21 protein-coding genes and 1 pseudogene are annotated in these 26,479 nt (G+C 72.0%); 11 read left to right on the forward strand and 11 right to left on the reverse strand.

The window, feature by feature from the left end; all coding sequences use genetic code 11:
* Positions 1 to 6 precede the first annotated feature (6 nt).
* Positions 7 to 582: a YdeI/OmpD-associated family protein gene (locus ACSURM_RS01640; protein WP_436952710.1), complete on the forward strand. Its 576-nt coding sequence runs from the start codon at positions 7 to 9 to the stop codon at positions 580 to 582.
* A gap of 93 nt (positions 583 to 675) precedes the next feature.
* Here ACSURM_RS01640 and ACSURM_RS01645 read toward each other — a convergent pair.
* From ACSURM_RS01645 to ACSURM_RS01665, 5 genes and pseudogenes are all read right to left on the reverse strand, one after another.
* Positions 676 to 1,601 (reverse strand): IS5 family transposase gene (locus tag ACSURM_RS01645; RefSeq protein WP_436952712.1). Its coding sequence is split into 2 segments (ribosomal slippage): positions 676 to 1,221 and positions 1,224 to 1,601, totalling 924 coding nucleotides; the frame shifts between segments, so codons are not numbered across the junction.
* A gap of 53 nt (positions 1,602 to 1,654) precedes the next feature.
* Positions 1,655 to 5,266: a hypothetical protein gene (locus tag ACSURM_RS01650; protein ID WP_436952714.1), complete on the reverse strand. Its 3,612-nt coding sequence runs from the start codon at positions 5,264 to 5,266 to the stop codon at positions 1,655 to 1,657.
* 162 nt (positions 5,267 to 5,428) lie between these two features.
* Positions 5,429 to 5,962 (reverse strand): kinase, encoded by a 534-nt coding sequence (locus ACSURM_RS01655; protein ID WP_436960879.1) that lies wholly within the window; start codon positions 5,960 to 5,962, stop codon positions 5,429 to 5,431.
* 214 nt (positions 5,963 to 6,176) lie between these two features.
* Positions 6,177 to 6,647 carry a GNAT family N-acetyltransferase gene (locus ACSURM_RS01660; RefSeq protein ID WP_436952716.1) on the reverse strand — a complete coding sequence of 157 codons (471 nt, stop codon included), beginning with the start codon at positions 6,645 to 6,647 and terminating at the stop codon, positions 6,177 to 6,179.
* 89 nt (positions 6,648 to 6,736) lie between these two features.
* Positions 6,737 to 6,984, reverse strand: a pseudogene (locus ACSURM_RS01665) (IS5/IS1182 family transposase); the annotation flags it as partial.
* Between the two features lie 116 nt (positions 6,985 to 7,100).
* Here ACSURM_RS01665 and ACSURM_RS01670 point away from each other — a divergent pair.
* Both ACSURM_RS01670 and ACSURM_RS01675 read left to right on the forward strand, forming a co-directional pair.
* Positions 7,101 to 8,387 (forward strand): M48 family metallopeptidase, encoded by a 1,287-nt coding sequence (locus tag ACSURM_RS01670; RefSeq protein WP_436952718.1) that lies wholly within the window; start codon positions 7,101 to 7,103, stop codon positions 8,385 to 8,387.
* A gap of 492 nt (positions 8,388 to 8,879) precedes the next feature.
* The gene (locus tag ACSURM_RS01675; RefSeq protein WP_436952720.1) at positions 8,880 to 10,007 is read left to right on the forward strand and encodes an IS110 family transposase; all 1,128 of its coding nucleotides are present in this window, start codon (positions 8,880 to 8,882) and stop codon (positions 10,005 to 10,007) included.
* Here ACSURM_RS01675 and ACSURM_RS01680 read toward each other — a convergent pair.
* Positions 9,974 to 10,489, reverse strand: a complete 516-nt coding sequence (locus ACSURM_RS01680) for a hypothetical protein (RefSeq protein ID WP_436952722.1) — start codon at positions 10,487 to 10,489, stop codon at positions 9,974 to 9,976. The genes ACSURM_RS01675 and ACSURM_RS01680 overlap by 34 nt on opposite strands.
* Positions 10,490 to 11,406: 917 nt before the next feature.
* Positions 11,407 to 12,957, reverse strand: coding sequence for an MFS transporter (locus ACSURM_RS01685; protein WP_436952724.1), 1,551 nt, complete (start codon positions 12,955 to 12,957; stop codon positions 11,407 to 11,409).
* A gap of 76 nt (positions 12,958 to 13,033) precedes the next feature.
* Here ACSURM_RS01685 and ACSURM_RS01690 point away from each other — a divergent pair, with 76 nt between their 5' ends.
* The 8 genes from ACSURM_RS01690 (at position 13,034) to ACSURM_RS01725 (ending at position 21,555) form a co-directional block, all read left to right on the forward strand.
* Entirely contained in the window at positions 13,034 to 14,101 is a 1,068-nt protein-coding gene (locus tag ACSURM_RS01690) for an aKG-HExxH-type peptide beta-hydroxylase (protein WP_436952726.1), read from the forward strand.
* Positions 14,102 to 14,443: 342 nt separating this feature from the next.
* Positions 14,444 to 15,484, forward strand: coding sequence for a radical SAM protein (locus tag ACSURM_RS01695; RefSeq protein ID WP_436952728.1), 1,041 nt, complete (start codon positions 14,444 to 14,446; stop codon positions 15,482 to 15,484).
* Between the two features lie 46 nt (positions 15,485 to 15,530).
* The gene (locus tag ACSURM_RS01700; RefSeq protein WP_436952730.1) at positions 15,531 to 15,758 is read left to right on the forward strand and encodes a hypothetical protein; all 228 of its coding nucleotides are present in this window, start codon (positions 15,531 to 15,533) and stop codon (positions 15,756 to 15,758) included.
* Between the two features lie 19 nt (positions 15,759 to 15,777).
* The gene (locus tag ACSURM_RS01705) at positions 15,778 to 15,966 is read left to right on the forward strand and encodes a hypothetical protein (protein WP_392109398.1); all 189 of its coding nucleotides are present in this window, start codon (positions 15,778 to 15,780) and stop codon (positions 15,964 to 15,966) included.
* A gap of 82 nt (positions 15,967 to 16,048) precedes the next feature.
* A complete protein-coding gene (locus tag ACSURM_RS01710) occupies positions 16,049 to 18,409 on the forward strand; it encodes a B12-binding domain-containing radical SAM protein (RefSeq protein WP_436952733.1) in 2,361 nt (786 codons plus the stop codon).
* Positions 18,410 to 18,412: 3 nt separating this feature from the next.
* On the forward strand, positions 18,413 to 19,012 hold the full coding sequence (locus ACSURM_RS01715; protein ID WP_436952735.1) for an N-acetyltransferase family protein: 600 nt from the start codon (positions 18,413 to 18,415) through the stop codon (positions 19,010 to 19,012).
* Positions 19,009 to 20,250, forward strand: coding sequence for a cytochrome P450 (locus tag ACSURM_RS01720; protein WP_436952737.1), 1,242 nt, complete (start codon positions 19,009 to 19,011; stop codon positions 20,248 to 20,250). Before ACSURM_RS01715 ends, ACSURM_RS01720 begins: the two co-directional genes overlap by 4 nt.
* A gap of 117 nt (positions 20,251 to 20,367) precedes the next feature.
* Positions 20,368 to 21,555, forward strand: a complete 1,188-nt coding sequence (locus tag ACSURM_RS01725) for an aminotransferase class V-fold PLP-dependent enzyme (protein ID WP_436952739.1) — start codon at positions 20,368 to 20,370, stop codon at positions 21,553 to 21,555.
* Positions 21,556 to 21,633: 78 nt separating this feature from the next.
* Here the strand turns inward: ACSURM_RS01725 and ACSURM_RS01730 are convergent, their stop codons facing one another.
* From ACSURM_RS01730 to ACSURM_RS01745, 4 genes are read right to left on the reverse strand one after another with little or no spacing between them, the layout of a single operon-like run.
* Positions 21,634 to 22,776, reverse strand: coding sequence for an XdhC family protein (locus tag ACSURM_RS01730; RefSeq protein ID WP_436952741.1), 1,143 nt, complete (start codon positions 22,774 to 22,776; stop codon positions 21,634 to 21,636).
* Complete coding sequence (locus ACSURM_RS01735; RefSeq protein ID WP_436952743.1) at positions 22,769 to 24,904, reverse strand: xanthine dehydrogenase family protein molybdopterin-binding subunit; 2,136 nt, start codon at positions 24,902 to 24,904, stop codon at positions 22,769 to 22,771. Before ACSURM_RS01735 ends, ACSURM_RS01730 begins: the two co-directional genes overlap by 8 nt.
* Complete coding sequence (locus ACSURM_RS01740) at positions 24,901 to 25,893, reverse strand: FAD binding domain-containing protein (protein ID WP_436952745.1); 993 nt, start codon at positions 25,891 to 25,893, stop codon at positions 24,901 to 24,903. The genes ACSURM_RS01735 and ACSURM_RS01740 overlap by 4 nt, the downstream gene beginning before the upstream one ends.
* Positions 25,890 to 26,471 carry a (2Fe-2S)-binding protein gene (locus tag ACSURM_RS01745; protein ID WP_436952747.1) on the reverse strand — a complete coding sequence of 194 codons (582 nt, stop codon included), beginning with the start codon at positions 26,469 to 26,471 and terminating at the stop codon, positions 25,890 to 25,892. Before ACSURM_RS01745 ends, ACSURM_RS01740 begins: the two co-directional genes overlap by 4 nt.
* Positions 26,472 to 26,479: the final 8 nt, after the last annotated feature.

The following is a 26,479-nucleotide window of genomic DNA, read 5'->3' on the forward strand; positions in this document are numbered from 1 at the left end:
GCTGAGGTGACTCAGGACTTGGAGATCCTTTCGTTCGGCTCGGCCGAGGCGTTCGATGCCTGGCTCGCCGAGAACCACGCGTCCTGCCCCGGTATCTGGCTCAAGCTGCGCAAGAAGGGCCCGGGAATCGTCGCGCTGGACTACGCGCAGGCCCTCGATGTGGCGCTCTGCCACGGCTGGATCGACGGTCAGAAGGCCAAGTTCGATGACGAGTGGTGGCTACAGCGGTTCACCCCCCGGAGGGCGAACAGCAGGTGGTCCAAGGTCAACCGGGACAAGGTCGCGGCGCTGATCGAGCAGGGCCGGATGCGTCCCGCCGGGCAGGCGGAGATCGACCGGGCCAAGGCGGACGGCCGGTGGGAGGCGGCCTACGACAGTGCGAGGACCGCGACCGTGCCGGACGACCTCGCCGCCGCGCTGGCCGCCGAGCCAGCCGCCGCCGCGTTCTTCGAGACCCTGGACCGGCGCAGCCGCTACGCGATCCTGTACCGGATCCAAGACGCCAGGAAGACCGAGACCCGGGCCCGCCGGATCGAGAAGTTCGTCGCGATGCTGGCCAGGGGCGAGAAGCCCCGCCCGTGAGACCGAGGACCAACACGAGCAGGTGCCCCGGCCGGCTTTCACGGGCCGGGGTGGTCCCCGCCGGCCCGGCCGGGCTAGGACTTGTCCGGGCGATCAAGTTCGCAGCCAGATGATCAGGGCTGCCGCTGTGGCGGTGCCGAGGAAGACGTACCCGCGTTTGTCGTAGCGGGTGGCGACTGCCCGGGACTGCTTCAGCCGGTTGATCGCCCGCTCGACCGTGTTGCGTTTCTTGTAGCGGTCTTCGTCGAAGCCGGGTGGCCGTCCGCCACGCGAGCCCTTTCGCAGGCGGGCGGCCTGGCTGTCGGTCTTCTCGGGGATCGTGTGGCGGATGCCCCGCCGTCGCAGGTACTCGCGGCAGGGTCCGTTGCTGTAAGCCTTGTCGGCCGCCAGGCTGTCGGGTTTCTTGCGCGGCCTGCCCGGTCCGGTCCGGGGGACGCGGATCTTTTCAAGGACCGGCTTGAACTGGGTGCAGTCCGCCCTCTGCCCGCCGGTGACCACCACAGACAACGGGCGGCAGCGACCGTCCGCGCTCAGGTGGAGCTTGCTGGTGAACCCGCCCCGCGAGCGCCCCAGGCCCTCACCTCCAGCACCACCTCCACCAGGCGGGCGAGCAGGCTCTGCCACGGCGTTTCGCCCTGGTGTTCCATCTCTTCGGCCCCCTTTGACGCCGGCGGCGGCTCGGTCCGGGCTCCGGCCGCGTGCTGATGAGCACGCACGATGGTGGAGTCCACCGCGATGTCCCAGTCGATCTCACCCGCCGCGTCGGCCGCGGCCTGGACCTGCTGGAGCAGACGCTCCCAGGTGCCGTCGGCCGACCACAGCCGGTGGCGTTCGTAGACGGTCTTCCACGGCCCGAACCGTTCGGGCAGGTCACGCCACTGCACCCCGGTCCGCACCCGGTGCAGAATCCCGTCGATCACCTGCCGGTGGTCCCGCCACCTGCCACAACGCCTGTTACTGACCGGCAGGAACGGCCGCAGCCGTTCCCACTCGGCATCCGTCAGATCACCCCGCCCCATGTCCACATCAACGACCCGAGCGCAAAGTAGTCACATGATCGGCCGGACAAGTCCTAGGCGGCGAGCAGCGCCTCCACCGTCGAGGCCGGATCCCACTCGGGGTCGAGGCCGGTCAGCCGCCGGGCGACCCGGTGCCAGGCTGCCGGGTCCGTGCCGAGTCCGCAGCGCACGAGGTCCGCGAGGAGGGCGCGGGCCTCGGCGGCCTCGCGCGGGGCGTCCGTGCGGCGGGCGGCGGCGCCCAGGTAGGCGAGTATCCGCGCGGCCGGGGCCGCGAGCCGTATCAGGTCCGTGCCGTCGAGCAGTCCGGCCGTGAGCAGTCCGTCCAGTTGGGTGGTCGGCGCGCAGTGGAAATGTCCGCCGAGTCCGTACCGGGCGCGCTCCCGGGTGAGCCGTGCGCCGCCGGGCAGGCCGTCGGGGCCCGGCTCCGGCAGCAGCGCCGCGTGTCGCAGCCGTACGTCCTCGGGGACACCGTCCAGGCGGACGATGTCCTGCCAGTACAGCAGCGGCTCTTGGGCGTGGGCGGCTTCGAGCGCGGCCCAGTCCACCGGCTCGCCCGGCGGGAGCGACTCGATGAGGTCCCGTGCGTGCGGGGCGTGCCGGGCGCGCCGCAGCTTCCGGACGAGTTTCTCCGGGGCCAGTTCGCGGTCGAGCCGGGCGCGGAGGACGGCGGCGGGGTCGGGGGACGCCAGGGCCTTCGCACAGAGGGTGGTGGCGGAGCGCCCCAGCACGTCCCGCCCCGCGAGCCCCGCCAGCCGGTCGGCGCCACCGTGCCGCAACAGCCGCAGACAGCCGAGCAGTTGATGTCCGAGGCCGAGCCGTGAGCCCTCTGCTTCGAGCAGTGCCTCCACGAGGTCGGGTTCGGCGGAGCACAGCCACATCAGTCCGCCGGCCGGGCGCGCGGAGTTTCCGGCCCGCCAGTCGGCGAGCACGCGTGCGCCCAGGGAAAGCCGCCCGGCACCGGGCCGTGACCGGGTCACGATCCGGTGGACGAGGGGCCGGGGATTCCAGTGCCGCAGCAGGGCGAGGTCGACCTCGGGGTCGTCGAGGTCGACGAGGCGCTCCACCGCGCCGTCGCGCTTCATCCAGCGGGACTGGGCGGCCAGGACGCGCAGCGCGTCGGGGTCGCGGTCCGCGAGCAGCCGGTCGAGGACGGTGCGTGGTGTGCGGTCGTGGCGCAGCAGGTACGCGGCGAGCAGCCAGGGTCCGTCCGGTCCGAGCCGGGGCAGGACGGCGTCGACCACCTCGGCGTCGGCGAGGCACAGCAGGGTGCCCTCCGGCCAGGCCCACAGATGGTCGCCGTGCTCCAGCAGTTCGATCGCCTCGTCGGGGGTGGCCGGTCCGGCCCTGCCGATGGTCGTGCCCTCGCTCGCCGCCGGGCCCGCACCGGACCGCGCCCGCTGGAGCAACTGCGCCCAGGTCAGCCCCTCGGAGGCGGCTTCGGACGCCGTCACGGTCGCGGCCAGGCGGAGCCAGGCGTCGGGGTCGGTGCCGAGTTCGGCGCGCAGCCGACGGGCGAGCGCGGCCCGCCACGCGTCGGCGAACGCGAGCCGCCGCCAGTCGTGCGGCAGCAGGAGCAGGCGCCGGGCAGGCAGCAGGGTGAGCAACTCGTCGGCGGGCAAGACGCCCTGTACGTAGGCGTGCTCGATGTGCCGCGCACCCGATCCGTACGTCTCGGGGAGTCGCGCACGCACCTGCGCGAGGCTGGGCGCCGCGTACGCTGAGCCGGCCTCGGACGGGGGGATGCCGTGGTGGGCGCAGGCGAGGGCGAACCAGCGAGGGGTGGCGAGGCCGGGCGCGGTCGCCGGCTCGTACGCCGTCAGCGCGCGCAGCACCTCGGGGTCCTTCGGCCGGGGCGCACCGTCCGGGGCGAGGGAGTAGAGCAGGTCGAGCGCGGCCAGGGCGTGCGCATGGTCGCGCCGGTGGAGTGTCCGCCGGGGTGAGGGTTCCGGGACGGGGGGCTGGGGGCGGACCGGGGATGGGGACTCGGCTTGTGGTCGGAGCTCGACCGGTGAGGGGGACTCGGCCTGTGGTCGGGGCTCAGCCGGTGATGGGAACTCAGCCTGTGGTCGGGGCACAACCGGCGGTTGGGGCTCGGTGGTCACCTCGTCCGGGGTCTTGCCCGCCTCGGCGATCAGCTCAGCGACCGTTCCCGCGTGTTCGGGCAGCAGGGCGTCGAGCGCGGCCCAGGCCCGCTCCCGGTCCCCCAGATGCGCCTGGGTCGACGCCCGCAGTTCGGCGGCCGCCGCCGTGCCCAGCAGGTCCCGTTCGGCGAGGCTGACCAGTGCGGTGAGGGCGTGGCGGGCAGGGCGCGCGGTGCCGATCAGCTCGACCGGGTCGAGGAGCCCCGCCGTCGCCATGCCCTCCGCCCAGACGGCGGCGCTGTCGTCCAGTTCCTCCTCCGCGAGGCGCCGTGCGGGCAGGGAGGTGTTCCCCGCGCGGCGGCCTCCGGCCCGCCACGGCTCGTTGAGGACGGACAACCGGAACGCCTGACGCTGTGCGTCGCTCGCCGCCTCGTGGCGGGCCAGTTCCTCGCAGGCCCTGGGCATGAACGGGGTCGCGGCATGGGCCGCGGCGAGGGCGTCGAGGTCATGGGTGTACGGCTCGGACAGCAGGTCGCGCAGGGTGCTGGTGCCCCGGGCGGTGGCGAGCAGCGCGGGCAGCCGGGTGGGGTCCTCGTACGGCTCGCCCTGCGCGCGCAGTCGGCGCGGTCCGTCGCCGTCCGGGGCGGCCAGGGCCTCGGTGACCGCGTCCAGGGTGGCCGGGCTCAGCCAGGCGGTCGCGGCGGGGTCGTGGAGCAGGGCGCGTACGGCGTCCGGGCCGGTCCGCTCCCAGACCCTCAGCAGGGCGTACCGCTGGGCGACCTGTCGTACTCCGCACCGCAGTGCCGGCACCACGAGCTGTGGGTCCCCCGAGCCGAGCAGCGGGGCGAGCCAAGTGCGGGGGACCTGGCCGTGCGGCGCCGTCAGCTCGGCGCGCAGCGCGTTGTCGAGCGGAACGGTGTCGAGCCGCTCCGCGATGGTACGGCGCAGGGACTGGGTGGTACGCGGGTTGCGGTAGACGGCTGCGGCGACCTGGGCGTCACCGACCGCGACCAGCCGGGCCAGGACCCGGGTGTCGAGGCGGGGATGGCGGGCCAGGGCTGCCCGGGTGCGCATGTCTCCGTGGTCGACGACGGCGGTGACGAGGGTGGGCGCGGGCAGCGCCCCGCCGGCGAGCAGTTCCGTCGTCACCCGCTCGGGCAGGGCGGCGAGCGCGGCCGCGGCGTGCCGGGGCTCTGTGTGCCCGAGGAGGAGGCCGAGTGTGCGGTGGACACTGCGGGGTGCGGGCGGGCGGAGCGTGTCGTCGTCCGGCACCGGTGGCAGTGGCGGCGCGGCGAGCAGGTCGGGCAGAGCACCGGGGTGCGTGGTCAGCGCGTCGTGCAGGCGGCACCAGCGGGCCGCGTCCCCGCCGAGGTGACGCTGCGTCAGTTGCCGTAGAAGGGCGGCCGTCTCGCCGTCGACTCCTCCCGCGGCGTCGACCTTGGCCGCCACCGACCGCGCGGGCCGCGCCCGTTCCACCACACCCAGCGCCGCACCGCTGCGCGGGCCCGTTCCTTCCGCGCCCGGACCGTTCCCGAGCATCTCGCGCAGCAGCCGCCCCGCCGCCCCCGCCTGCGTCTCCATCATGGTCGCCATGCTAGGAGGCACCACTGACAATCCCGGCCGTCCCCGGCCCCGGCAGGGAGCTCTGCCAGTCGGGTCCATGGTTTCGGGATTGTCGGCCCGCAGTGCCCTGTCACTCGTCACACATAGCGGCACACACCCGGCTGGGCCGCAGCCCGGCCACGGTCAGCGGTCCAGCGCGGGCAGGTGAGCCAGGCCCGTGTCGAGCATGATGCGGTCGATGGTTTCACGCAGGGTGCTGTCGGCGCCGATGACCGTCTCGACGCCGCCGGGCAGGAGATCGAGCGGCCGGTACCATTCACGCAGTCGCTGTTCGTCGACCTCGTCGGCGAGCGGCTTGCTGGCGTGCCGGGCGAGAGTTTCGTCGAACGGCACGTCGAGGTAGTAGTTGTGGGTCGGGCCGCGGTGGTCGGCGCGCAACCGGGTGAGCATGTCGCCGTAACGGTCGGCGGAGAGAATGCCTTCGAGAACGACGTGATAGCCGACGTCCAGGGCGTAGCGGGCCGTCAGGTCGATCAGGCCGATGTTCGCCGCTCCGGGCCGGTCATGCTCGCGCAGCACGACGCGGCGGAGGTTGTCCTGGCCGACCAAGGCCAAGCCGCGGCCGAAGTTCTCCCGGAGGCCGTCCGCGACGCACGACTTCCCCGAGGCGCTGTTGCCGCGCAGTACGATCAGCCGGGTTTCTTCGGTGCCCACCATCACAGTGGTTACGCTACCGGCAGCCGGTGACACCGCCTTGGTCGTTCCTGGGACCGTCGAACCCGGACGAGTGACTCTTTCCCCGGCCGCGTCCGCGCCGCCGTGCCCATACGGTCCCGTCCCCGCGCGGTGGCCCCGTACGACCGTGACGAGGCGAGCGGGGAGTTCTGGACCGTGTCTTTCAGACCATGTGGTTCTGGCAGCGGCCGGATGCTCATCTCAATGTCAAGCGCACCAGGTCGATCTCCTCGTCACGAGCCCGGGCGAAGCACCGGCTTTTCCCTGTGATGACGAAGCCGCACTTCTCCAGCACACGGATGGAGCCGGCATTGTCTGCGGCGGCGTCAGCGTGCAGCGGTCGCACGGGCTCCAGCTTGATCAGTTCAGTCAGTGCCGCAGTGCCGATGCCCTGACCCCAATGTGCTCGCCCGATGACATACGTGACCTCACGCTCCGGCGGCGGACCGAAGACAGCGGCGTGTCCTGCTACAGCGCCGTCGGCGAGAACGGTTCGCAGGATCACGGACGGGTCCGAGCGCACCTTCGTCCAGTGCCGGTCGAAGTGGCCTCGGTCGTAGTGATACTTCCTGGTCACAGCTGCCATCTGCTGTAACTCGGGATCCGTCAACTGCTCCCAGAAGATCGGTAGGTCACTGTCCTCAAGTTCGCGCAGGGATACGCCCATGGGTGCGGTCTCATCCTCCGGGAAATCGGATCGGTACCTCAGCAACTGCTTCAGACTAGGTCAAGCTCGCACTTACAACGGCTGGCACAAGTGACGTCGTTGCGGTTGCCGTCGGCCAGCAGGACCGCGAGCGGGGTGCCGAACCCGCCGGTGGTCAAGTGGTGCTTGGAGCCGGCCCGGCCCCGATCGACCGGCGACGGGCCTGCGAGCTGCCCCCTCTCAAAGCCCTGACGTGGGAGGAGTCGACTACACAGCGGGACCAGTCCAGCCGCGAGACGGCGTTCAACTCGGCGAGCAGGACCTCATACAACCGCTACCACACACCAGCCTCGTTCCAGCTTGAGACGACAGCATGAGTTCAAGTCCGGCAGGGCTCTGCAGTCGTGTGGGGCTGGGGAAACGGCTAGTTCGGCCCTGTTACGGCGGACCTCTGCGAAGTAATGATCATTCACCGTGGATGAGAGCGTTGACTTGACCTGCCCGCAGTGCCAGGCGGCGTTGCGGGTCTCGGACAACCGGTTCAGCATCTGGTGTCCGGCCTGCGACTGGAACCTCGACCCGCTCGGGGACGTTGGTACCGGGCATCACCGGACTCGTGTCCTGGCGCACCACGATCGGATGTTCAACCGCGCTCTGGCTGGCGGAACCGGGGGTAAACGGCCGAGTTTTGCCTGGCTCGGCGCTGTCGTACTCGCGGGCGCAGTCAACTTGGTCACTCTCACACTCGCGGGCACCGGCGTGTGGCTGTTGGTCGCGGGCAACTGGCCGGAGCGAATCGTGGCTGTCATGGAATTGGTGATCGTCCTGGTGCTGCGTCCGCGTCTCGGGAGGATGCCTCGGCACACTCTGGACCGTTCCACGGCGCCCAGGTTGTACGCGCTCGCGGAGCGCGCCGCCGCCGAGCTCGGCACCCGGCCTGTGGATGTGATCGCCGTAGATGAGCGGTACGGCTCCGGTTACACGAAAGCAGGGCTGCGTCGGCGTCGCGTGCTCATCCTGGGTCTGCCGCTTTGGGAGGCCCTCACCATGGATCAGCGGCTCGCCCTGCTCGGCCACGACCTCGGCCGCCTCTCGACCGGCAAGTCTTTGAGTGCTGCCTGGATCCAGACCGCACTGGACGCCCTGACAACGTGGGCGGATGTGATCAGACCCGTTCGCGCGCTGGATGACGAGCGGCAGAAGGTGACAGATAGGCATGTGTTCGACGCGGGTGGCAATCGCCAGAGCAGCATGGTCGGCATGGGAGTCGCACTTGCCCAGCCGCTCCAGGACTTTCTGTCTAGCGCCGCGCTTGGGTATCACCGGCTGTTGAGCCGGCTGCGGGTCCGTTTTGGTGGACAGGCGGAATACCGGGCGGACGAAAACGCGGCCCGTATCGCCTCTGCCGCTTCGGTACAAGGGCTGTTTCGTGCCATGCTGTTGCGTGAGACAGCTCTCTTCGCGCTCGAACGCGCCGCCTGGTGCGAGGACGACCTTTGGGAGGTACTGCGCGTTCACCTGGCCTCGGTGCCGGACACGGAGTTCGAGCGGCGACTACGCCTCTCCGAACTGCGCGGAGACGCGTTCGACGACGGTTGTCCTCCGACCCACCTACGCATGAAGTTCCTCGGTGAGCTTTCCTATCCCGAGGCTGCGGTGGTGGTGAGCATCGGTGAGGCAGAAGCGATCGACGCCGAACTGGCGCCTCTGCGCGCCTCGATCGCCAACGACTTGAAAAGTAGAGCCGTACACGGGGGCTGACTGCTGAGCCGCCGCCCGGAGCGGCCGGTGCCACCCCCCGCCACCCGGCAGCAAGGACTCGACGGCCTGCTCCAGGATGTCCCGACCTGCGTCCGCTGGACCCAACACCGTCCTCGGCATCCTCGAATCGGTGCGGTCGCCCCGGTCGGCTGCCGAGTGACCCATCCCTGCTCATGTGGCCGTGGTCGGCGGTGACGACGAGCAGTGTGTCGGGGTGCTCGGCAGCGTACTGGCGGGCCACCTCAATCTCATCAGCGTCTCCAACGGCGCCTCTCGGACCCGGTGACGCCACCCCCCAGGTCATGCGTTCGACAGGGGGAAACAGTCATGCCGGGCCCGGAGGACAGCTGCCCTCTTGCAGGAGGTCTGACCACCGCCTGCTCTGGCGCAAAGCCTGGCATCCCGCGGGCGGCAGGACTGCATAACGTGGATACGCGCATACGACGCCAACGCCCTGACCAGCACCGCACAAACCCGGTACAGGAGGATGGGTTGTACGACATCGACGACGTGGGCGTCTTCCTCGGCTTGGACGTCGGCAAGAGTGCCCACCACGGCCATGGGCTGACCCCGTCCGGGAAGAAGGTCTTCGACAAACAGCTACCCAACAGCGAGCCGAAGCTGCGGGCCGTCTTCGACAAGCTGGCCGCAAAGTTCAACACCGTGCTGGTGATCGTGGACCAGCCCGCCTCGATCGGAGCCCTGCCCCTTACGGTCGCCCGGCACGCTCGCTGCAAGGTCGCCTACCTGCCCGGACTCGCAATGCGGCGGATCGCCGACTTGTATCCCGGCGAGGCGAAGACCGATGCGAAGGACGCCGCGGTGATCGCGGATGCCGCACGGACCATGCCGCACACCCTGCGCTCGCTTCATCTGACCGACGAGATCACCGCCGAGTTGACCGTGCTCGTCGGCTTCGACCAGGACCTCGCGGCCGAGGCGACCCGCACCTCGAACCGGATACGCGGCCTGCTCACCCAGTTCCACCCCAGCCTGGAACGCGTCCTTGGCCCACGCCTGGACCACTGCGCGGTGACCTGGCTGCTGGAACGCTACGGCTCCCCGGCCGCGCTGCCGAAAGCCGGACGCCGCAAGCTCGTCGAGCTCATCAGACCCAAAGCTCCACGTATGGCCGAGCGGCTGATCGACGAGGTCTTCGATGCCCTGGGCGAGCAGACCGTCATCGTTCCAAGCACGGGCACCCTCGACATCGTCATCCCATCCTTTGCTCGTTCGCTCGCCGCCGTCCATGAACAGCGACGAGCCCTTGAGACACAGATCCGGCAGTTGCTGGAGGCTCACCCTCTTTCCCCGGTCCTGACCTCGATTCCGGGGGTCGCGGTCAGGACCGCCGCCACCTTGCTGGTCACCGTCGGCGACGGAACCAGCTTTCCCACCGCCGCACATCCGGCCTCCTACGCCGGACTCGCCCCGACGACGAAGTCCTCGGGAACCTCGATCCACGGCGAACACGCGCCCAGAGGCGGAAACCGGCAACTCAAACGGGCGATGTTCACGCAGGCTCTTCTCCGTCTCGCCCGCCACCGCATCAGCGTCCTGTTCGCCATGCTCCGCGACGGCGCCTTCTACGAATCCCGGCCTGCAGCGGCGGTCAGTTGAACTCCGAGGGCATCTGCCAGCAGAACCACGCGATCGGCCCTGGGGTCGAACCCGAGCACCGGCTTCCCCCGGTCTCCTTCTCCAGTCATCAGCACGGGCCTGCCCAGCCGGCGCCCGATCATGCCGAGGAGGCCGCACAAGACATTCACTCCTTCCTGGCCTTGCAACTCCCGGAGATCGACATCGAAGTCGATCTCACCGGCCGACATCGGCCAGAAGTTCACCTCCACATCCGCCACAGGCCATACCTTCAGCAGGGCCGTGTCCGCGTCCGTGGGCCGTGACAGCACCTCCTGCGCCGAGGGCAAAGGCATGCGAACACAGCCTTCCCAGTACTCCCACGTCCACCCGCTCGACCCGGCCAGATCGAACACCGCCTGCCAGTCATCGACCGAGGTGTCCATCACGGACACATCAGGCAGAGCACCCATCAGGTCAGGGTCGAAGAAGTTCCTGACGTCATCCCACAGCAGATCCGGCATGCCGCCATGCTGCCCACCAGCCCGCCCAAACGCAGCTCGATTCCTTGACGAACCCCATAGAGGCACCCCCCGCCGGGGCACGCTCCGGGCGGGCCCGGGCAGGGCCGTCCCCAGCAGCCCGGTCCGGGCGGGCCCGCGTACGGCCAACCCCAGCCGGGGCGACCCGGTTCTCTCGGACCAATCGCGCTCCACCTCGGCCCGACGCGCCGCACCCGGCGGAGCAGAGGTCCGGGCCGGTGTGGCGGGACGGGTTCCGCTTCACCAAGGTCATGGCCGACTCCGTGCCGACGGCGGCCGTCGTCACGGCATGGGACGTACTGGAACGGCTGCGCCGGTGGTTGTCCTGGTGCGCGGTCTGGGCTGGCACCGGCCGACGTGGCGTCCCTGGGCAGGGCGCTGGTCGCCTGCGGCCTGCCCACCGGCAGCGCGGCCGTCCTGACGAGCCTGCGCGGTCTGCGCGACCGCGTCCAGCACCTCTCCAACGGCGTCACACCCGGCGTCGCACGCGATGTCATCGAGGCCTGCCTCGCCCGCGAGAGCGAGGCGCTGCGCGGAGGGCGACCGAACGGCGCCTGCGGCCGCAGCGGGCACGCCCTACCGGGCGAGGGCGACGGTGACGGGCACGTTGGGGCAGCGGCCGAGAGTCTTCGCCGGCACGGCTTCCTCACCGGAGTCGTCGCTCAGGCTCCAGCGCATCTTGTCGGCGACCCAGTCGGTGGCGTACCGGGCAGCGGTAGCTTCGGCAAGCGGGAGCCACGTGGTCGGCTCCTGGTCCGCCTTCGACGTTGTCGGTGCCGGGGGATTCCGGGCGGTCTATTCCGTCCCCTCGTACTGAGCGGAACGCGGTGATTTCCCGGAGCAGTCCCTGGCTGTCGCCGTCTCGCCGGCTGCTGTGAAAACGACGGCGTGGAACAACGCTATCCCCCGGCGCGCTCGTCCCCGGCCGGGTCCGTGCCGGGGTCGTCCGCCTGTCGCGGCGGCGCCGACGGCATGCCGCGCAGCAGTGGAAGGCATCCCAGGAGCAGCAGGCCCGCCGTGGCCCAGGGGGCCGCGGGGCCTACGCGCCCGGCGAGGGCGCCGCCCAGCGCGGCGCCGACGGGCATGGTGCCCCAGGCGGCGAGGCGGTAGCCGCTGGTGACCCGGCCCAGCATCCCGGGCGGGGTGAGCCGCTGCCGCAGCGTGACCGTGCAGACGTTCCACAGGATCACGGCGGCGCTGTTCCCGGCGAGCATCAGCGCCACCAGCGGCCACCACGGCAGCACCGCGACAACCAGGTAGGTGAGCGCGGACACGGTCACCGACACGACCAGGCTCCGGGCGGTGCCCAGCCGGTGCGCCGTCCACGCCGCCGACCTGGCCCCCGCCAGGCTGCCGAGGGCCGCCGCCACCAGCATCAGACCGTAGCCCCAGGACGGCAGGCCGAGTTCTCCCGCCACGTACACGACGAGCACCGCGTAGACCGCCTGCTGGCCCACGCCGAGCACCGCGACCACCGCCATCAGGCGGCGCAGCACCCGGTCCCCGCCGAGCAGCCGCAGACCGGCCCACGTTCCGCGCAGCAGACCGGCGACGCCGCGTTCCGTCCGTCCGTCGCCCTCCGGCCGCTCCTGCGGACCGCACCGGGGCAAGCCCCTGAGCAGGAGCGCCGAACCGAGGAACGTCGCCGCGTCCACCGCGAACGCCCAGGGCTGCCCGACCGTCCACAGCGCCACCCCGAGCGGCGGCCCGAGGAAACCGGTTCCCGTGATCTGCGCCCCGATGATCCGGGCGTTCGTCCGCTCCAACTGCCGGTCCGCGGCCAGCCTCTGTACGACCGCCTGGGCCGCGCTGTCGAAGAACACCTCGGCGATGCCGCAGAGGAAGGCCAGCACCACCAGCGCCATGACGGGCACCCACCCGACGACCGTCATGGCGGTCAGCGCCGCCAGCAGCGCACAGCGTGCCAGGTCGGCGCCCACCATGCACCGGCGCGCCGCCATGCGGTCGACGAGGGTGCCGATGAGCGGTGCCGGCAGCCAGGCCGCCCGCCCCGCGGCGGCGACCACGGACACCCAGAACACGTCCCGCGTGACCGCCGCCGCCAGCAGGGGCAGCGCCGCGAACCGCGCGCCGTCACCGACCGCACTGAGCGCGTTCGCGGTCACCAGCCGACTGAGCGGCGCCGCACGATCGGGAGCCGCACGACGGCCGGGGCGCGTACCGAATTCCATAGGTAGGTATTTTCCTTGTCGGCGCACAGGCGGGGAGTCGGCGGTCGCCGGTGTCCACCGAGGACACACCGCACCACACCTCGGTACCCGGGGCCGAAGCAACAGCACTTGGAACCGGGCGACTTTACGGACTCTTTCCCGACACCTCGGCCGTGGTGCGCGGAAGTCCGCACAGTGGTTGACACGGGATTGCGGCCCGTGGCACGTTCGATGCCACCAAGCGACGCCGCATAGGCGCCCGATCGCTATTCGCCACATCACTCCCGCGCGACGGACCAACCCGCAGGGCCGTGATTCAGCTCCGCGATGTCTGCATCTGAGCAGGGACACACATATGCGAGAGCCCAGGATCGCGGAGTTGGCGAACCATCCCGTCTTCGCCGATGCCGCCAATATCCTCGACCGGTTGTACGAGACCTATGACTTCCTCATCGAGTGCGTCGCCCCGGACCTCTGGCCCCCCGGACCGGACGGACGCCGGATCGCACCCGGCACCGCCCTCGAACCCACCGTACGACACCGACTCGACCAAGCGGTACGGAAGATCCGTCACACCCCGGACTGCCGCGACGAGTTGGCCCGGCTGGCTGCGTTGCTCCGCGCTCCGGGCGGTACGACGCTCGCCGCCGAAGCGGAGCGGGCCGGGGTCCGGGACGTGGCGGAGGCGGCCGGGGAACAGGTGGACCTGCTCACCACCCCGGACCTGCCCGCCCGGACCCACCGGGACTTCACCGCCCTCTTCCGCCGCCACCTGAGCGCCGGCGAGGGCGCCGACCGCCTCGCCCGCTTCGGCCCCGGACAGGCGGCGGTCGCGCGCGACGCCGCCGCCCTGATGCGGGAGACCGCGCCCGAACTGTGCGCCGGGCTGTTCCGGCACGCCCGTTACCTCGTCGCCGTCGACGGCCCCGACGCGTTCGACAGCGCCTCCACCCGGGAGATCCCCGGCGCCGCCTTCGTCGCGCTGCGCTGCGTGCGCACCCCCGAACGGCTCGCCGAGGCGATGCTGCACGAGTTCGTGCACCTGCGCTTCTACGACCTGCAGATGACGCGGTCCGTCTTCGTCCCCGACTACGACACGCGCACGGCCCCCACCGTGGCACCGGAGTGGCACCGCGACTCCCCCGTGTCCCGCTGGCCGGTCGACCGGGCTCTCGCCGCCGCCCATGTCTACGTCCACCTGGCCGCGTGGTTCGAGCGGCGCGCCCGGGCCTGCCCCGATCCCGAACTCGAACGGTCCGCGCGGACAGCGGAGTCCCGGGCGTCCAGCCTGCTCGACAAGGTCGCCCGGTCGGCACACCTGTGTCTCGGCCCGGCCGGCGTCGACTTCCTGAACTGGCTGACCGGAGTCCACCAGGAGAGAACGGCCCCGCGCGCCGCCGTCGGCGCGCCGGTGCCGTCGTAACCCCGCCGAAGCGGCACCGCACCGGGAACCACCCCGCCACCAGGCCGACTTCGTTCCCGCCCCCTCCTCGCCACCGGACCGGGTCCGCTCCGTCATCCCTGCCGCCGGACCGGCTCCGCTCCGTCATCCCTGCCACCGGACCGGCTCCGATCCGCGCCATCCTCGCCACACGCCGGCTCCATCCCCACCCCGCCTTCGCCACACGCCGACTCCGTCCCCACCCGATCCTCGCCACACACCGGCTCCGATCCCACCGACCCCGCCCTCGCCACACCCTCTCCACGACGCCGCCGTATCCGACGCGCCGCGCTCCCGCCACCGTGCCGACCAGGACGGAGACTTATGGAACTCGTGCTGCATCAGCCCCTCAAGAGCTGGCTGCAAGTCACCCAGTCGTGCAACCTCGAATGCCGCCAGTGTTACGGGGACTGCGCCGCCCAGCCGCGCGCCGGGGAACTCACCCGCGCCGAATACGCCGCCCTGATCCGCGAGATGGCCGACGCCGGACTCATCGAGGTGTTCGTCGAAGGCGGCGAGCCGCTGAACCGTCCGGACGTCCTCGAAGTCCTGAGCGAGCTCACTCCCCATGTGATGACCCGCCTGCGGACCAACGCCACCCTGCTCACGCCCGAGGTCGCCCGGCGGCTGAAGGAGATCGGCGTCGGCGAGCTGTACGTGGACGTCATGGGGGCGACGGCCGCCACCCACGACTGGCACGTCAGGGTCCCGGGCAGCTTCGACAAGACTCTCCAGGGCGTGCGGAACGCCCAGGCCGCGGGTCTGCCCGTGGTGCTCCTGATCATCATGACCCGGCGCAACGTCGGCGAGTTGCAGCAGGTGCTGGACCTGGCCGAGGAGCTCGGAGTGCCCCGCGTCGGCGTCCTGCGGCTCTACCCCCTGGGCCGGGCGCGCACCCACTGGAAGGACCTGGCGCTGCGCCTGCCCGAGCAGATGGCGGCACTGGACGCGCTGCGGGTTCCCGACTCGGTCCACCTGATGACCTCCTGGCACCCCAAGGACGGCAACTGCTGCTGGCAGAACGCCGGGGTCGACGCCACCGGCCGCTCCGTCGGCTGCGCCTACCTGCGGGACTACGCCGACTACGGCAACGTCCGTGAGGTGAGCTTCCTCGACACCTGGGAGCACCCGCTCTACGTCAGCAACCGCTCCGGGCATGTCGACGAGGGCTGCGACGCCTGCGAGGAGACCCAGGGTTCCTCCGGCGGGTGCAGGTCCACGGCCTTCGCCTTCACGGGCCGCTGGGACGCGCCCGACCCATTCTGCTCCGAGACCAACGGAGGGACCGATGTCTCACAGCTCCCCGACGACCTTGACGAACGACGCGTCCGTCCTGCCGTACCGGCGTCGAGCCGACTGCTATGAGCAGAGCTCCTCGGCCAGGTTCCGCCCGATCCCGGAGTGGAACTGCATGCTCGCCTACACCCCGCACAAGCCGGCCATCCACTACCTCAACCCCGTTGCGTGGGTGGTGACCGAGCTGTGCGACGGATCGTCCGGATCGCGGATCTACGCCATGTTCGAGCAACTCAACAAGGGCCGGATCAGCGAACCGGAACTCAAGGAGGCGTTCGAGTCGGCCATGGACCAGCTTGTGCGAGGTGGGCTGGTCACCACCAACCGGCCGGCCCGGCCCTGACGGAAAGGAGGTGACAGACATGACCAGGAAGAAGACGGACCTGGAGCAGCTGATGGCGGCGGCCAGCGCCAGCGGTGAAGGCCCCGCCGTGGAGGTGGTGCAGCCTGAAGTCCGCACCGGTGCGCAGTACGCCCTGCTGCCGTCCATGAAGGCCAAGCGCGCGGACGAGTCCGCGTCGGCGCCGGAGTCGGAGGCGGAGAGCCGGTAACCACACCGTGTGGCCGCGCCTCGTCGGCCGGCATCCGGGAGTGCCCGGGTGCCGGCCGGCCCCGAGACCGATGGGGAAGAAGATGGGCAAGAAGACCGTCCTGGTGAACCCGCCCCTGTGGAACGCGTACGCACCGCACCTGGCGGTGCCGCTGCTGCTGGGTGACTTGCGCGCACGGGGCCACGAGGCCGCCGCCTACGACCTGAGCATCGAGTGCGTCGACTGGATGCTGTCGGAAGCCGCCCTGACACAGCTGCGGGACAAGGCGGAGCGACGCCGGGCGGCCGGTCTGCGCGACGAGTGGGCCCGGCAGCGGGCGTTGCTGGTGGCGCCGGCCGCGATCGCCGGTGTGGAAGAGGCGAAGGCTCGTCTGAAGTCGCTGGCGACACTGTGCGAACCCGAGGTGTTCCACTCGGCCCGGCGCACCCTGCGCGATGCGCTGTGGCTGGTCTCGGGGGCGTTTCCCGACTGCGAATTCGACCTGGTGTCCAACACGTCGGCGTATTCCGCGGATTCGACGGCACAGGTGCTGGCGGCGACGGAGGACCCGGCCGGCAACCCTTACCGCTGGGCATTCGACCGCATGCTCGACCGGGATCTCTTCCTCGACCCGGCCGTGGGTGTCGTCGGGGTGAGCATGTCCGCCGACACCCAGTTGATCGCGGGGGTCACCTTCCTGCGGATGCTCCGGGACATGCGGCCCGACGTGCACGTGGTCCTCGGCGGGAACTATGCGACCCGGCTGGTGGACCGCTGGCGGCGCCGCCATCCGCTGTTCGACTACGTCGACACGGTGGTGACGGGCGAGGGGGAAGGCGCGCTCGCCTCCGTCGTGGACGCGCTGGAGGAACCCCGGAGGGGCGGGAGCGACTTCCGGGAGAGGATCCCGGGCGCGGTCTGGGACGACCACGGCGTCCTGCGGCGCACGCCCCGGCACAGTGCCGACATCACGGCGTCGGCCGTGCCCGCCTACGCCGACCTGCCGCTGCACAAGTACCTGGCGCCCGGCCCCGTCCTGCCCGTCTTCGCCTCCCGCAGCTGCCCCTGGGACTGTGCCTTCTGCTCCATCCCCTTCGCCAGCAACTCCTTCCGGCAGCGCCCGCCGGACGCGGTGGTGGATGAGATCCACCGGCTGCGTAGGGACGTCGGGTCCCGGTTCTTCATGTTCGTGGACGAGATCATGAGCCTGCGCACCCTGCGCGGTGTGGCCGAGGCACTCGTGCGGACCTCGGCCGGCATCCACTGGTACGGCGAGACCCGGTTCGCGCGCGGGCTGGACGAGGAACTCGCCGGTCTGCTCCACGCCTCCGGCTGCCGCCGCATGAACTTCGGCCTGGAATCGGCCAGTCAGCGCGTCCTGGACCTGATGCGCAAGGGCACGAGGGTCGAGGACGCCTGCGCGAACATCGAGGCCATGCTCAAGGCGGGTGTGCCCCTGCACCTGTTCGTCATCCACGGCTTCCCCGGGGAGACGGAGGAGGAGGCGGCGCGGACGGTGGCCTTCGCCGAAGCGGTGCGGCGCCTGTCCGTGGAGACCTACGGCGTCGCGCACACGACCTGGGGCGGCTCGCCGTTCGTACTCGACGTGCACTCGCCGGTCGGCACCCGGCCCGATGCCTTCGGTGTCCGCATCGAACCACCGGCGCCGGAGGACGACCTGAGCCTGTGGCGGAACTACACGGTCGGCTCCGGCATGAGCCACGAGGACGGTCTGCGGGTCGCCGAGACCGCCGCGGGGTCCGCCGGTGACACGAACGTCTGGTTCCGGGCCGCCCGTGATCCGCTGGCCCGGGAGATAGAGGAGTTCACCTTCCTGCGGGCGAGTGCCGGGGTTCCCCTGCCCGAGGCTCCCGCCGTTCCGCTCTTCGACTGGCCGCCACCGGATGCCGGGGCCCGGCTCGCCCTGGACCCGGAGGTGGCGTGCTCCCGGGTTCCCTGGCCGGCCACCGAGACCGACACCGGCCCGGCGAACGCGCTGTACCACCCGCGGTACGACCGTTTCCTCCAGCTCAACGCGAGGGACGCGGACTGGCGGGAGCTGGACGGCGTCACCTGGCGCGAGCTGGAGACCTGGCTGGCCGACCACGAGTGCCACTACCTGGGCACCGACCCGGCCACCACGGCCACGCTGCTGGTACGCCACGGGTTCCTGGTGCCCTCGCGCCGACGGGCCGGGCGGGGTCCGGGCCGGCTGCGCCCGGAGATCGGCGTCGCCGTCAGGAGCCGTGACGGCATCCACAGCCTCACCAATCCGGTGACCGGGGTGACGGTCCGGTTGCGCGGTGCGGCCGTCGACGCGTGGCACCGTTGGTCGAGCGGCGAGGACGTCGCGTCGGGCCCGGACGTCACCGCGGCTCTGGCGCGGTTCGGGTTCCTCTACCGTGGTCCGGCGGCGGCCCGGCCGCCCCGGCCGGTGCACGCGCGACAGGGCCAGGTGGTGTGAGACATGGAGACTTTCGAGACCTCCGCCCCGGGCGAGCCGGCCATCCGGCCGCTGCGGCCGGAGGACGAGGCTGGCGTCGCCCGTCTGCTGGCGGCCTGCGAGGACTACTTCGTGGCCGCGACCGGCTCGGCCGCCCTGCCCGCGGACGTGCAGAGTCTGTACTACTCCCTGCCCGAAGGCGCGGACTTCGACCAGAAGCACCTTTTGGTGCTGTGGCACGAGGACACCCCGGTGGGCCTGGTCGACGCCGTACGGGGCCATCCCGACCCGGCCACCTGCTCGGTGGGGCTGTTCCTCATCGACCCGCGGGTACGCGGCGCGGGGCTCGGCACGCGGGCGGCGCGGCGCCTGCTGCGGGCGGCCGAGGCCCGGGGCACGGGGCGCGTCACGGCCACCTGCCCGCCGGACTGGGCGCCGGGCGTCGCGTTCCTGCGACGGCTGGGCTTCGAGCTGCACGGGGCTGAGCCCCAGCAGTCCCCCACCGTCGGGAACCGGCTCCGGCGCCCCGCGGAGACGCGCCTGTGCACCGCGGTACTGCGCCTCGGAGCCGACGCGGGCGGTGCTCCCGCGCCAGGAGACCAGGCCGGGGGTGGGGCGTCATGACGGCCGTTCCGCCGTTCCTCGACGCGGGCCCCGACGGCGTCGCCGAGGACCTGGCCGCGGCCTACGCCCTGGTGAACGCCTTCGACACGGACCGGAGCGGGTCACCGGCCGGTGACCCGCACGCGGAGTTCGCCGCTCTGCGCCGCAGGGGCCCGGTCCACCGGTCCACGCTGGAAGAGGTGCTGACCGGCGCCGACGTGCCCGGCACATCCGGGACTCCGGCCTGGCACGTGGTGTCCCACCAGGCGGTCGACCGGGTGCTGCGCGACGAGCGGGACTTCTCGTCCTCCGCCTACGCCGACAGCATGGGCCGGGTGGTCGGCCGGTCGTTCCTGGAGATGGACGGCGCCGAGCACCGGGCCTGGCGGAACGCGCTGCACGGAGGCTTCCACCGGCAGGCCGTGTCCGAGCAGCGGGCCCGCGTCCGCGAAGACGTCGACGCCCGCCTGCGCGCCCTGGCGGACCGAGGCGGTGGGGACCTGGTCGGCGAGCTGGCCTTCCCGGTGGCGCTGACGGCCATAGCGGGCATCATCGGCTTTCCGCCGGGAACGCGGATCGGCACCTTGTACACCTGGGCGGTCGGGCTGCTCGACGACGCCGACGGAAAGATCACCACAGCCATGACGGAGTGGCTCGGCACACCCTCGGCGTGGCCCGCGCGCGGCCTCGTCGGCCGACTGCTGCGCCACGAGGACCCGTTGATCGGCACCGGACCCGAACTCCTGCCCACGGTACGCCTCTTGCTGTCCACCGGCACCGAACCCCCGTTCCGTTCCCTCGCCACGCTGCTGTACGCGGTCCTCTCCGACCCGGCGCTCCTGGAGACCGCCCGCGCAGACGAGTCCGGGGCCACGGCCGTGATCCAGGAGTGCTGGCGCTGGGAGTGCCCGCTGACCTGGGTGCTGCGCCGGTGCGCCACCGACACGGAGCTGTGCGGTGCGCGGCTGCGCGAGGGTGATCTGGTCTGCGCGAACCTGGCGTCCGCCAACCGGGACGAGACCCGGTGGGCCGACGCGGACCGTCTGGACCCGCACCGGAGGCCGCTGCCGCACCTGGCCATGGGCACCGGCCCGCACATCTGCCTGGGCCGGCACTTGGCCGCCCTGGAGGCCGGTGAGATCCTCGCCGGGCTGTCCCGGACCGCACCACCGGTGTGGCCGGACTGTCCCGCCCTGGACACCGACGGCGTCGAAGGCCGCGGCTTCAGGTCACCGAGGCGCCTCGTGCCGCGGTGGTGACGCGCTCTCCCGCGCGGTCGGCAAGGCATTGGTGCGGCGGATCCCCGGGAAGGGGAAGAATCCCAGGAGCGTCGCAGGTCTGCCATGTGCCCGCCAGGGCGAACGTGAAGGAGTGCCGTGCCGGAACCAGTGGACGTGGCCCGTGCCCGCCGAGAGACTCCCGGGTGCGCGAACGTCGTACACCTCAACAACGCCGGCGCGGCACTCGCCCCGGCCCCGGTCCTGGAAGCCGTCATCGACCATCTGCGGCTGGAGGCGCGGCTCGGCGGTTACGAGGCCGCGGTGGCGCAGGCCGCGCGCATCGATGCCGTGTACTCGTCGATCGCCCGCCTGATCGGCTGCCGGCCGCACGAGGTCGCCGTGGTCGAAAGCGCCACCCGGGCCTGGGACATGGTCTTCTACGCGCTGCGTTTCCGGCCCGGCGACCGCATCCTGACCTCCCGCGCCGAGTACGCCAGCAATGTCATCGCCTTTCTCCAGGTGGCCCGCCGCACCGGCGTCCGCGTCGAGGTGGTCGAGGACGACGAACACGGCCAGTTGTCGGTCGCGGACCTCCAACGGCGCCTGGACGACGACGTCAAGCTCGTCGCCGTCACCCATGTGCCCACCCAGAGCGGCTTGGTGAACCCCGCCGCCGAGATCGGCCGGCTGACCCGTGCCGCCGGCGTGCCGTACCTGCTGGACGCCTGCCAGTCCGTGGGACAACTGCCCGTCGACGTGGGGGAGATCGGCTGCGACATGCTGTCGGCGACCGGGCGCAAGTTCTTGCGCGGACCGCGCGGCACCGGCTTCCTCTACGTCTCGGACCGGCTCATCGAGGAGCTGGAGCCCCCCTTCCTCGACTTGCACGCCGCGACGTGGACCGGCCCGGAGACCTACGAGATCCGGTCCGACGCCCGGCGGTTCGAGGCCTGGGAGACCAATCACGCGGCGAAGATCGGCCTCGGTGTCGCCGTGGACTACGCCCTCGGCTGGGGCCTGGAAGCGATCGAGGAGCGGGTCACGGCTCTGGCCGCACGGCTGCGGCACCGGCTCGCGCGGATTCCCGGAGTGAGTGTCCAGGACCGTGGCCGGCGTCTGTGCGGCATCGTCACGTTCACCGTGGACGGCGTGCCCGCGGCCGAGGTGCGGCAACAGCTCGGCGCGGCAGGCATCAACACCAGCGTGTCGGCGATCGCCTCGGCCCGCTACGACCTGGGGGCGCGCGGCCTGCCCGCCGTGGTGCGTGCGTCGGTGCACTACTACAACACCGACGAGGACATCGAGAGGCTGTGCCTGGCGCTGGGCTCCCTCTCGGCGGTCTGAGCGCCCGTCGGCGTCCGACGGCGGGGTGCCCCTCGTGCCGAAGAAGGGGGCACCCCGCCGCTCGTCGTCCCGAGGCCGTCAGGCGACCGCCTGCCTCCTCCCCCGTCCCGTCTCGTGATGGATCGGCGTGCCGGAACCGGTCAGGGGCACGCCCGTGCCGCCGCGCCGGGTGGCGACGATCTCCGCGACGATCGACAGGGCGGTCTCCTCAGGGGTGCGGGCGCCGAGGTCGAGGCCGATCGGTGAGCGCAGCCGGGCCAGTTCGCGTTCGGTCACGCCTTCGGCCCGCAGCCGCCGGTCGCGGTCCTCGTGGGTACGGCGTGATCCCATCGCGCCCACGAACGCGGCCGGCATCCGCAGGGCCGCCTTCAGCAGGGGCACGTCGAACTTGGCGTCGTGGGTGAGCACGCACAGGACCGTACGGGCGTCGGTCCCGGTGCGCCGCAGGTAGCGGTGCGGCCAGTCGACCACGACCTCGTCGGCGTCCGGGAAGCGGGCGCGGGTGGCGAAGACGGGGCGGGCGTCGCAGACGGTCACGTGGTAGCCGAGGAACTTCCCGGCCCGGGCCAGCGCGGCCGCGAAGTCGACGGCGCCGAAGACGATCATGCGCGGGGGCGGCACGTTCGACTCGACCAGCAGCGTCAGACCGCCGGGGCAGTGCGAGCCGTCCGCCGAGAGCTCCACTGTGCCGGTGCGGCCCGCCTCCAGCATGGCCCGGGCCTCGGCCGCCGCCGTCCGGTCCAGGTCCGGGTGGCCGCCGAGGCCGCCCTCGGTCCTGCCGTCGGAGCGGACCGACAGGACCCGCCCGAGGAGTTCGGCGGGGCCGCGGACGACCCGGGCGAGGGCCGCCGGTTCGCCTCGGGCGGCGGCGGCCAGAACCGGGCCGAGGACCGTCCGCGCCGGGGCCTGCGCCGCCACCGGCGTGATCAGCACCTCGATCGTTCCGCCGCAGGTCAGCCCCACGGCGAAGGCGTCGTCGTCGCTGTAGCCGAACCGTTCGAGGACGCTCTCCCCGGTCCGCAGCGCCGCACCGCACAGGTCGTACACCGCGCCCTCGACGCAGCCGCCGGAGACCGAGCCGATGACGGTGCCCTCGCGGTCGACGGCGAGGGCGGCGCCGACCCCGCGCGGTGCGCTGCCGCCCACGGCCACCACGGTGGCGACGGCGAACTCCCGGCCCTCCTCGGTCCACCGGTGCAGTTCCCCTGCCAGGTCAAGCATCCGGCGCCCCCGCGGCGCCCGCGAGGACGCGGTCCGGCCGGATCGGGAGGCTGCGGTGGCGTACGCCGGTGGCGTGCCAGACCGCGTTGGCGACGGCCGCGGCGGCACCGACGATGCCGACCTCGCCGATGCCCTTGATCCCGACCGGATCGTCCGGGTCCGTGTCCTCGATCCAGCCGACCTCGATGCGGGGCACGTCGGCGTGGGTGGCCACGTGGTAGCCCGCGAGGTCGGCGCCGACGACACCACCGGAGGCACGGTCCCGGGCCGCCTCCTCGTGCAGGGCCATGGAGATGCCCCAGACCATGCCGCCCAGGAGCTGGTTGCGTGCGGTGAGCGGGTTGACGATCCGGCCGGCCGCGAAGACGCCGAGCATGCGCCGCACCCGTACCTCGCCGGTGGTGACGTCCACGGCGACCTCGGCGAACTGGGCGCCGTAGGAATGCCGTTCGGCGGGGCCGAGGGCTTCGACGGCCTCGGTGGTGTCCGATCGCACGGTGAGGCCCTGTGCGGGGATGTCGGTGCCGAGGGCCAGTCGTTCGCGCAGTTCACCGGCCGCCGCCTTGACGGCCCAGGACCAGGAGCGGGTGCCCATGGAGCCGCCGGCGATCATCGCGGGGCCGAAGTCGCTGTCGCCGATGCGCACCCGGATCCGCTCCGGGGACACCTGGAGCGCGTCGGCGGCGATCAGGGCGAGTGCGGTACGGGCCCCGGTGCCGATGTCGGCCGCGGAGATCCGGACGGTGAAGGTGCCGTCGGGATGCGCGGTGGCGCTCGCGGTGGACGGTGCGGAGCCCGCCGGGAAGGAGGCCGCCGCCGTGCCGGTGCCGAGCAGCCAGCGCCCCTCCCGGCGCACTCCGGGGCGGCTGTCCCGGTCCGCCCAGGCGAACCTGCGGGCGCCCTCCCGGAAGCAGGCGGCCAGGTTGCGTCCCGCGAACGGCAGGCCCGACACCGGGCCGGTTTCGGGTTCGTTGCGCAGGCGCAGTTCGATCGGGTCGATCCCGCACTTCTCGGCGAGTTCGTCGAGGGCCGACTCCAGTGCGAACGATCCGGGAGCCTCTCCCGGGGCGCGCATCCACGTCGGGGTCGGCACGTCGAGCGGCACGGCGTGATTGGCGGTGTGGTGGGCGTCGGCGTCGTACATCACCCGCGCCACCCCGGCGCTCGGTTCGACGAACTCGTGCACGGTGGAAGTGCGGCTGACGGAGCGGTGCTCCAGTGCGCGCAGCCGCCCGTCGGCGTCGGCGCCGAGCCGGACGCGCTGGACGGTGGGACTGCGGTGGCCGGCCAGCGCGAACATCTGACGCCGGGTCAGAATGACGCGCACGGGCCGTTGCAGGAGGGTCGCGGCCATCACGGCGGCCACCTGGTGGGCCCGCACCCCTTTGCTGCCGAAGCCGCCGCCGACGTGTTCGGAGCGTACGCGCACGGAGGCCGGGTCGAGCGAGAAGAGGTTCTGGAGTTCGCCGGCGACCCAGGTGACGCCCTGGTTGGAGTCGGTGACCTCCAGCCGTCCGTCGTCCCAGCGGGCGGTGGCCGCATGGGGCTCCATGGGGTTGTGGTGCTCTTCGGGAGTGGTGTATTCGGCGTCCACGACGAAGGCGGAGGTGGTCAGCTGGGCGTCCAGATCGCCCTTCTCCGTCACCGCCGGCATGTGTCCGTCCACCGGGCGGGCGTCGGGGTGATCACCCGTCAACTCGACGTCGTGCGGCTGTTGTTCGTAGTGCACGACGAGGGCTTCGGCGGCTTCCCTCGCCTGCTCGGACGTCTCCGCGACGACCAGCGCCACCGGCCAGCCCAGGTGCGGTATCCGGTCGTGCTGGAAGACGGCGCAGGTCGGATCCGGCTTGCCCAGCAGACCGGTGTAATCGGTGTTCAGGTGCGGGGCGTTGCGGTGGTCCAGCACGGCGAGGACGCCCGGCATGGCGAGGACGGGTTCGGTGTCGAGGGAGCGGATCCGGCCGCGGGCGATGGTGGACAGCACCAGCCAGCCGTGGGCGAGGCCGGCGAAGGGCACCTCGGCCGCGTAGCGGGCGGCTCCGGTGACCTTGTCCCGTCCCTCGACGCGGGTGTGGCCGGTGCCGACGGACGGCGTGTGCGCGGACGTCGTGGTGGTGACGGTGCTCATCGGGCGGCTTCCTCCGCGAGTTCGGTCAGGACGGTCACCGTGAGGTTGCGGATCAGGTCCACCTTGTAGCCGTTGCGGGGCAGCGGGCGGGCCGCCGCCAGTTCGGCGTCCGCCGCGGCGGCGTAGGTCTCGGGGACGGCCGGCGCGCCGGTCAGCACCCGCTCGGCGGCCGAGGCCCGCCACGGGCGGGAGGCGACGGCCCCGAAGGCCAGGCGCGCGTCCCTGACGACGCCGTCCCGGATGTCGAGCGCGGCGGCGAGGGAGCCGATGGCGAAGGCGTAGGAGGCGCGCTCGCGCACCTTGCGGTAGCGGGAGTTGGCAGCGACCGGGGCCGGCGGCAGCGTGACGCCGGTGATCAGCGCGCCCGCCGGCAGGGCGGTCTCCCGGTGCGGGGTGTCCCCGACGGGCAGGTAGAAGCCGGCGAGCGGCGACTGCCCGGGGCCGTCCGCGGTTTGGTAGTGGACCACGGCGTCGAAGGCGGTCAGGGCCACGGCCATGTCCGAGGCGTGTACGGCCACACAGTGGTCGGAGGCGCCCAGGATCGCGTGGTTGCGGTGTTCGCCCGCGACGGCGGGGCAACCGCTGCCGGGGACACGCTTGTTGCACGGCTGGCTGACGTCGGTGAAGTAGCCGCAGCGGGTGCGCTGGAGCAGGTTTCCGCCGACCGTGGCCATGTTGCGCAGCTGTCCCGACGCGCCGGCCAGTACGGCCTGGGCGAGCGCGGGGTAGCGGCGCCGGACCTCGGGGTGGGCGGCGAGGTCGCCGTTGGTGACGGTGGCGCCGATGCGCAGTCCGCCCTCGGCCGTCGCCTCGATCCGGTCGAGCGGCAGTTCGCGGATGTCGACGAGCCGGGCGGGACGCTCGACACCCGTTTTCATCAGGTCCACGAGGTTGGTGCCGCCGCCGAGGAAGCGGGTGTCCGGGTCGGCGTCGAGCAGTGCCACGGCACCGGCGACGTCGTGCGCCCGCTGATAGCCGAACTCCCTCATATCAGGGCCTCCTTCGCTCCGCTCGCGGCGTCCTCGTGGCCTTCGTCGGCGTGGGCCTCCGCCGCGCGGGCCACCGCCTCGACGATCGCCACGTAGGCGCCGCAACGGCACAGGTTCCCGCTCATCCGCTCCCTGATCTCGTCGGCGGTCAGGGGAGGCGGCCCCGCTTGCGGACGGACGTCCTCGGTGGCGGCGCTCGGCCAGCCCGCCGCGTGCTCCTGGATCACGCCGATCGCCGAACAGATCTGCCCCGGTGTGCAGTAACCGCACTGGAAGCCGTCGAGATCGAGGAAGGCCTGCTGCACGGGGTGCAACCGCTCGCCGTCGGCGACGCCTTCGATGGTGGTGATCTCCCGGCCCTCGGCCGCGACGGCCAGTTGCAGGCACGCCACGGCCCGGCGCCCGTCCAGCAGGACCGTGCAGGCGCCGCACTGCCCCTGGTCGCAGCCCTTCTTGGTGCCGGTGAGATCGAGCCGCTCGCGCAGTGCGTCGAGCAGGGTGGTGCGGTGGTCGACGGGCAGCGTGTGCTTCTCGCCGTTGATCTTCAAAGTGATGACGCTGGACGTCGATAAGGCCATGCGCTGCT

Source organism: Streptomyces sp. SudanB182_2057 (assembly GCF_964272715.1).
Classification (GTDB): Bacteria; Actinomycetota; Actinomycetes; order Streptomycetales; family Streptomycetaceae; genus Streptomyces; species Streptomyces rubradiris.

Bases quoted from the DNA above. Each gene is read 5' to 3' on its own strand.
- ACSURM_RS01650 (WP_436952714.1), bottom strand. From the start codon at position 5,266: ATGATGGAGACGCAGGCGGGGGCGGCGGGGCGGCTGCTGCGCGAGATG.
- ACSURM_RS01655 (WP_436960879.1), bottom strand. From the start codon at position 5,962: ATGGTGGGCACCGAAGAAACCCGGCTGATCGTACTGCGCGGCAACAGC.
- ACSURM_RS01660 (WP_436952716.1), bottom strand. From the start codon at position 6,647: ATGGGCGTATCCCTGCGCGAACTTGAGGACAGTGACCTACCGATCTTC.
- ACSURM_RS01680 (WP_436952722.1), bottom strand. From the start codon at position 10,489: ATGCCGGATCTGCTGTGGGATGACGTCAGGAACTTCTTCGACCCTGAC.
- ACSURM_RS01685 (WP_436952724.1), bottom strand. From the start codon at position 12,957: ATGTGGCGAATAGCGATCGGGCGCCTATGCGGCGTCGCTTGGTGGCAT.
- ACSURM_RS01690 (WP_436952726.1), top strand. From the start codon at position 13,034: ATGCGAGAGCCCAGGATCGCGGAGTTGGCGAACCATCCCGTCTTCGCC.
- ACSURM_RS01695 (WP_436952728.1), top strand. From the start codon at position 14,444: ATGGAACTCGTGCTGCATCAGCCCCTCAAGAGCTGGCTGCAAGTCACC.
- ACSURM_RS01700 (WP_436952730.1), top strand. From the start codon at position 15,531: ATGCTCGCCTACACCCCGCACAAGCCGGCCATCCACTACCTCAACCCC.
- ACSURM_RS01705 (WP_392109398.1), top strand. From the start codon at position 15,778: ATGACCAGGAAGAAGACGGACCTGGAGCAGCTGATGGCGGCGGCCAGC.
- ACSURM_RS01710 (WP_436952733.1), top strand. From the start codon at position 16,049: ATGGGCAAGAAGACCGTCCTGGTGAACCCGCCCCTGTGGAACGCGTAC.
- ACSURM_RS01715 (WP_436952735.1), top strand. From the start codon at position 18,413: ATGGAGACTTTCGAGACCTCCGCCCCGGGCGAGCCGGCCATCCGGCCG.
- ACSURM_RS01720 (WP_436952737.1), top strand. From the start codon at position 19,009: ATGACGGCCGTTCCGCCGTTCCTCGACGCGGGCCCCGACGGCGTCGCC.
- ACSURM_RS01730 (WP_436952741.1), bottom strand. From the start codon at position 22,776: ATGCTTGACCTGGCAGGGGAACTGCACCGGTGGACCGAGGAGGGCCGG.
- ACSURM_RS01735 (WP_436952743.1), bottom strand. From the start codon at position 24,904: ATGAGCACCGTCACCACCACGACGTCCGCGCACACGCCGTCCGTCGGC.
- ACSURM_RS01740 (WP_436952745.1), bottom strand. From the start codon at position 25,893: ATGAGGGAGTTCGGCTATCAGCGGGCGCACGACGTCGCCGGTGCCGTG.
- ACSURM_RS01745 (WP_436952747.1), bottom strand. From the start codon at position 26,471: ATGGCCTTATCGACGTCCAGCGTCATCACTTTGAAGATCAACGGCGAG.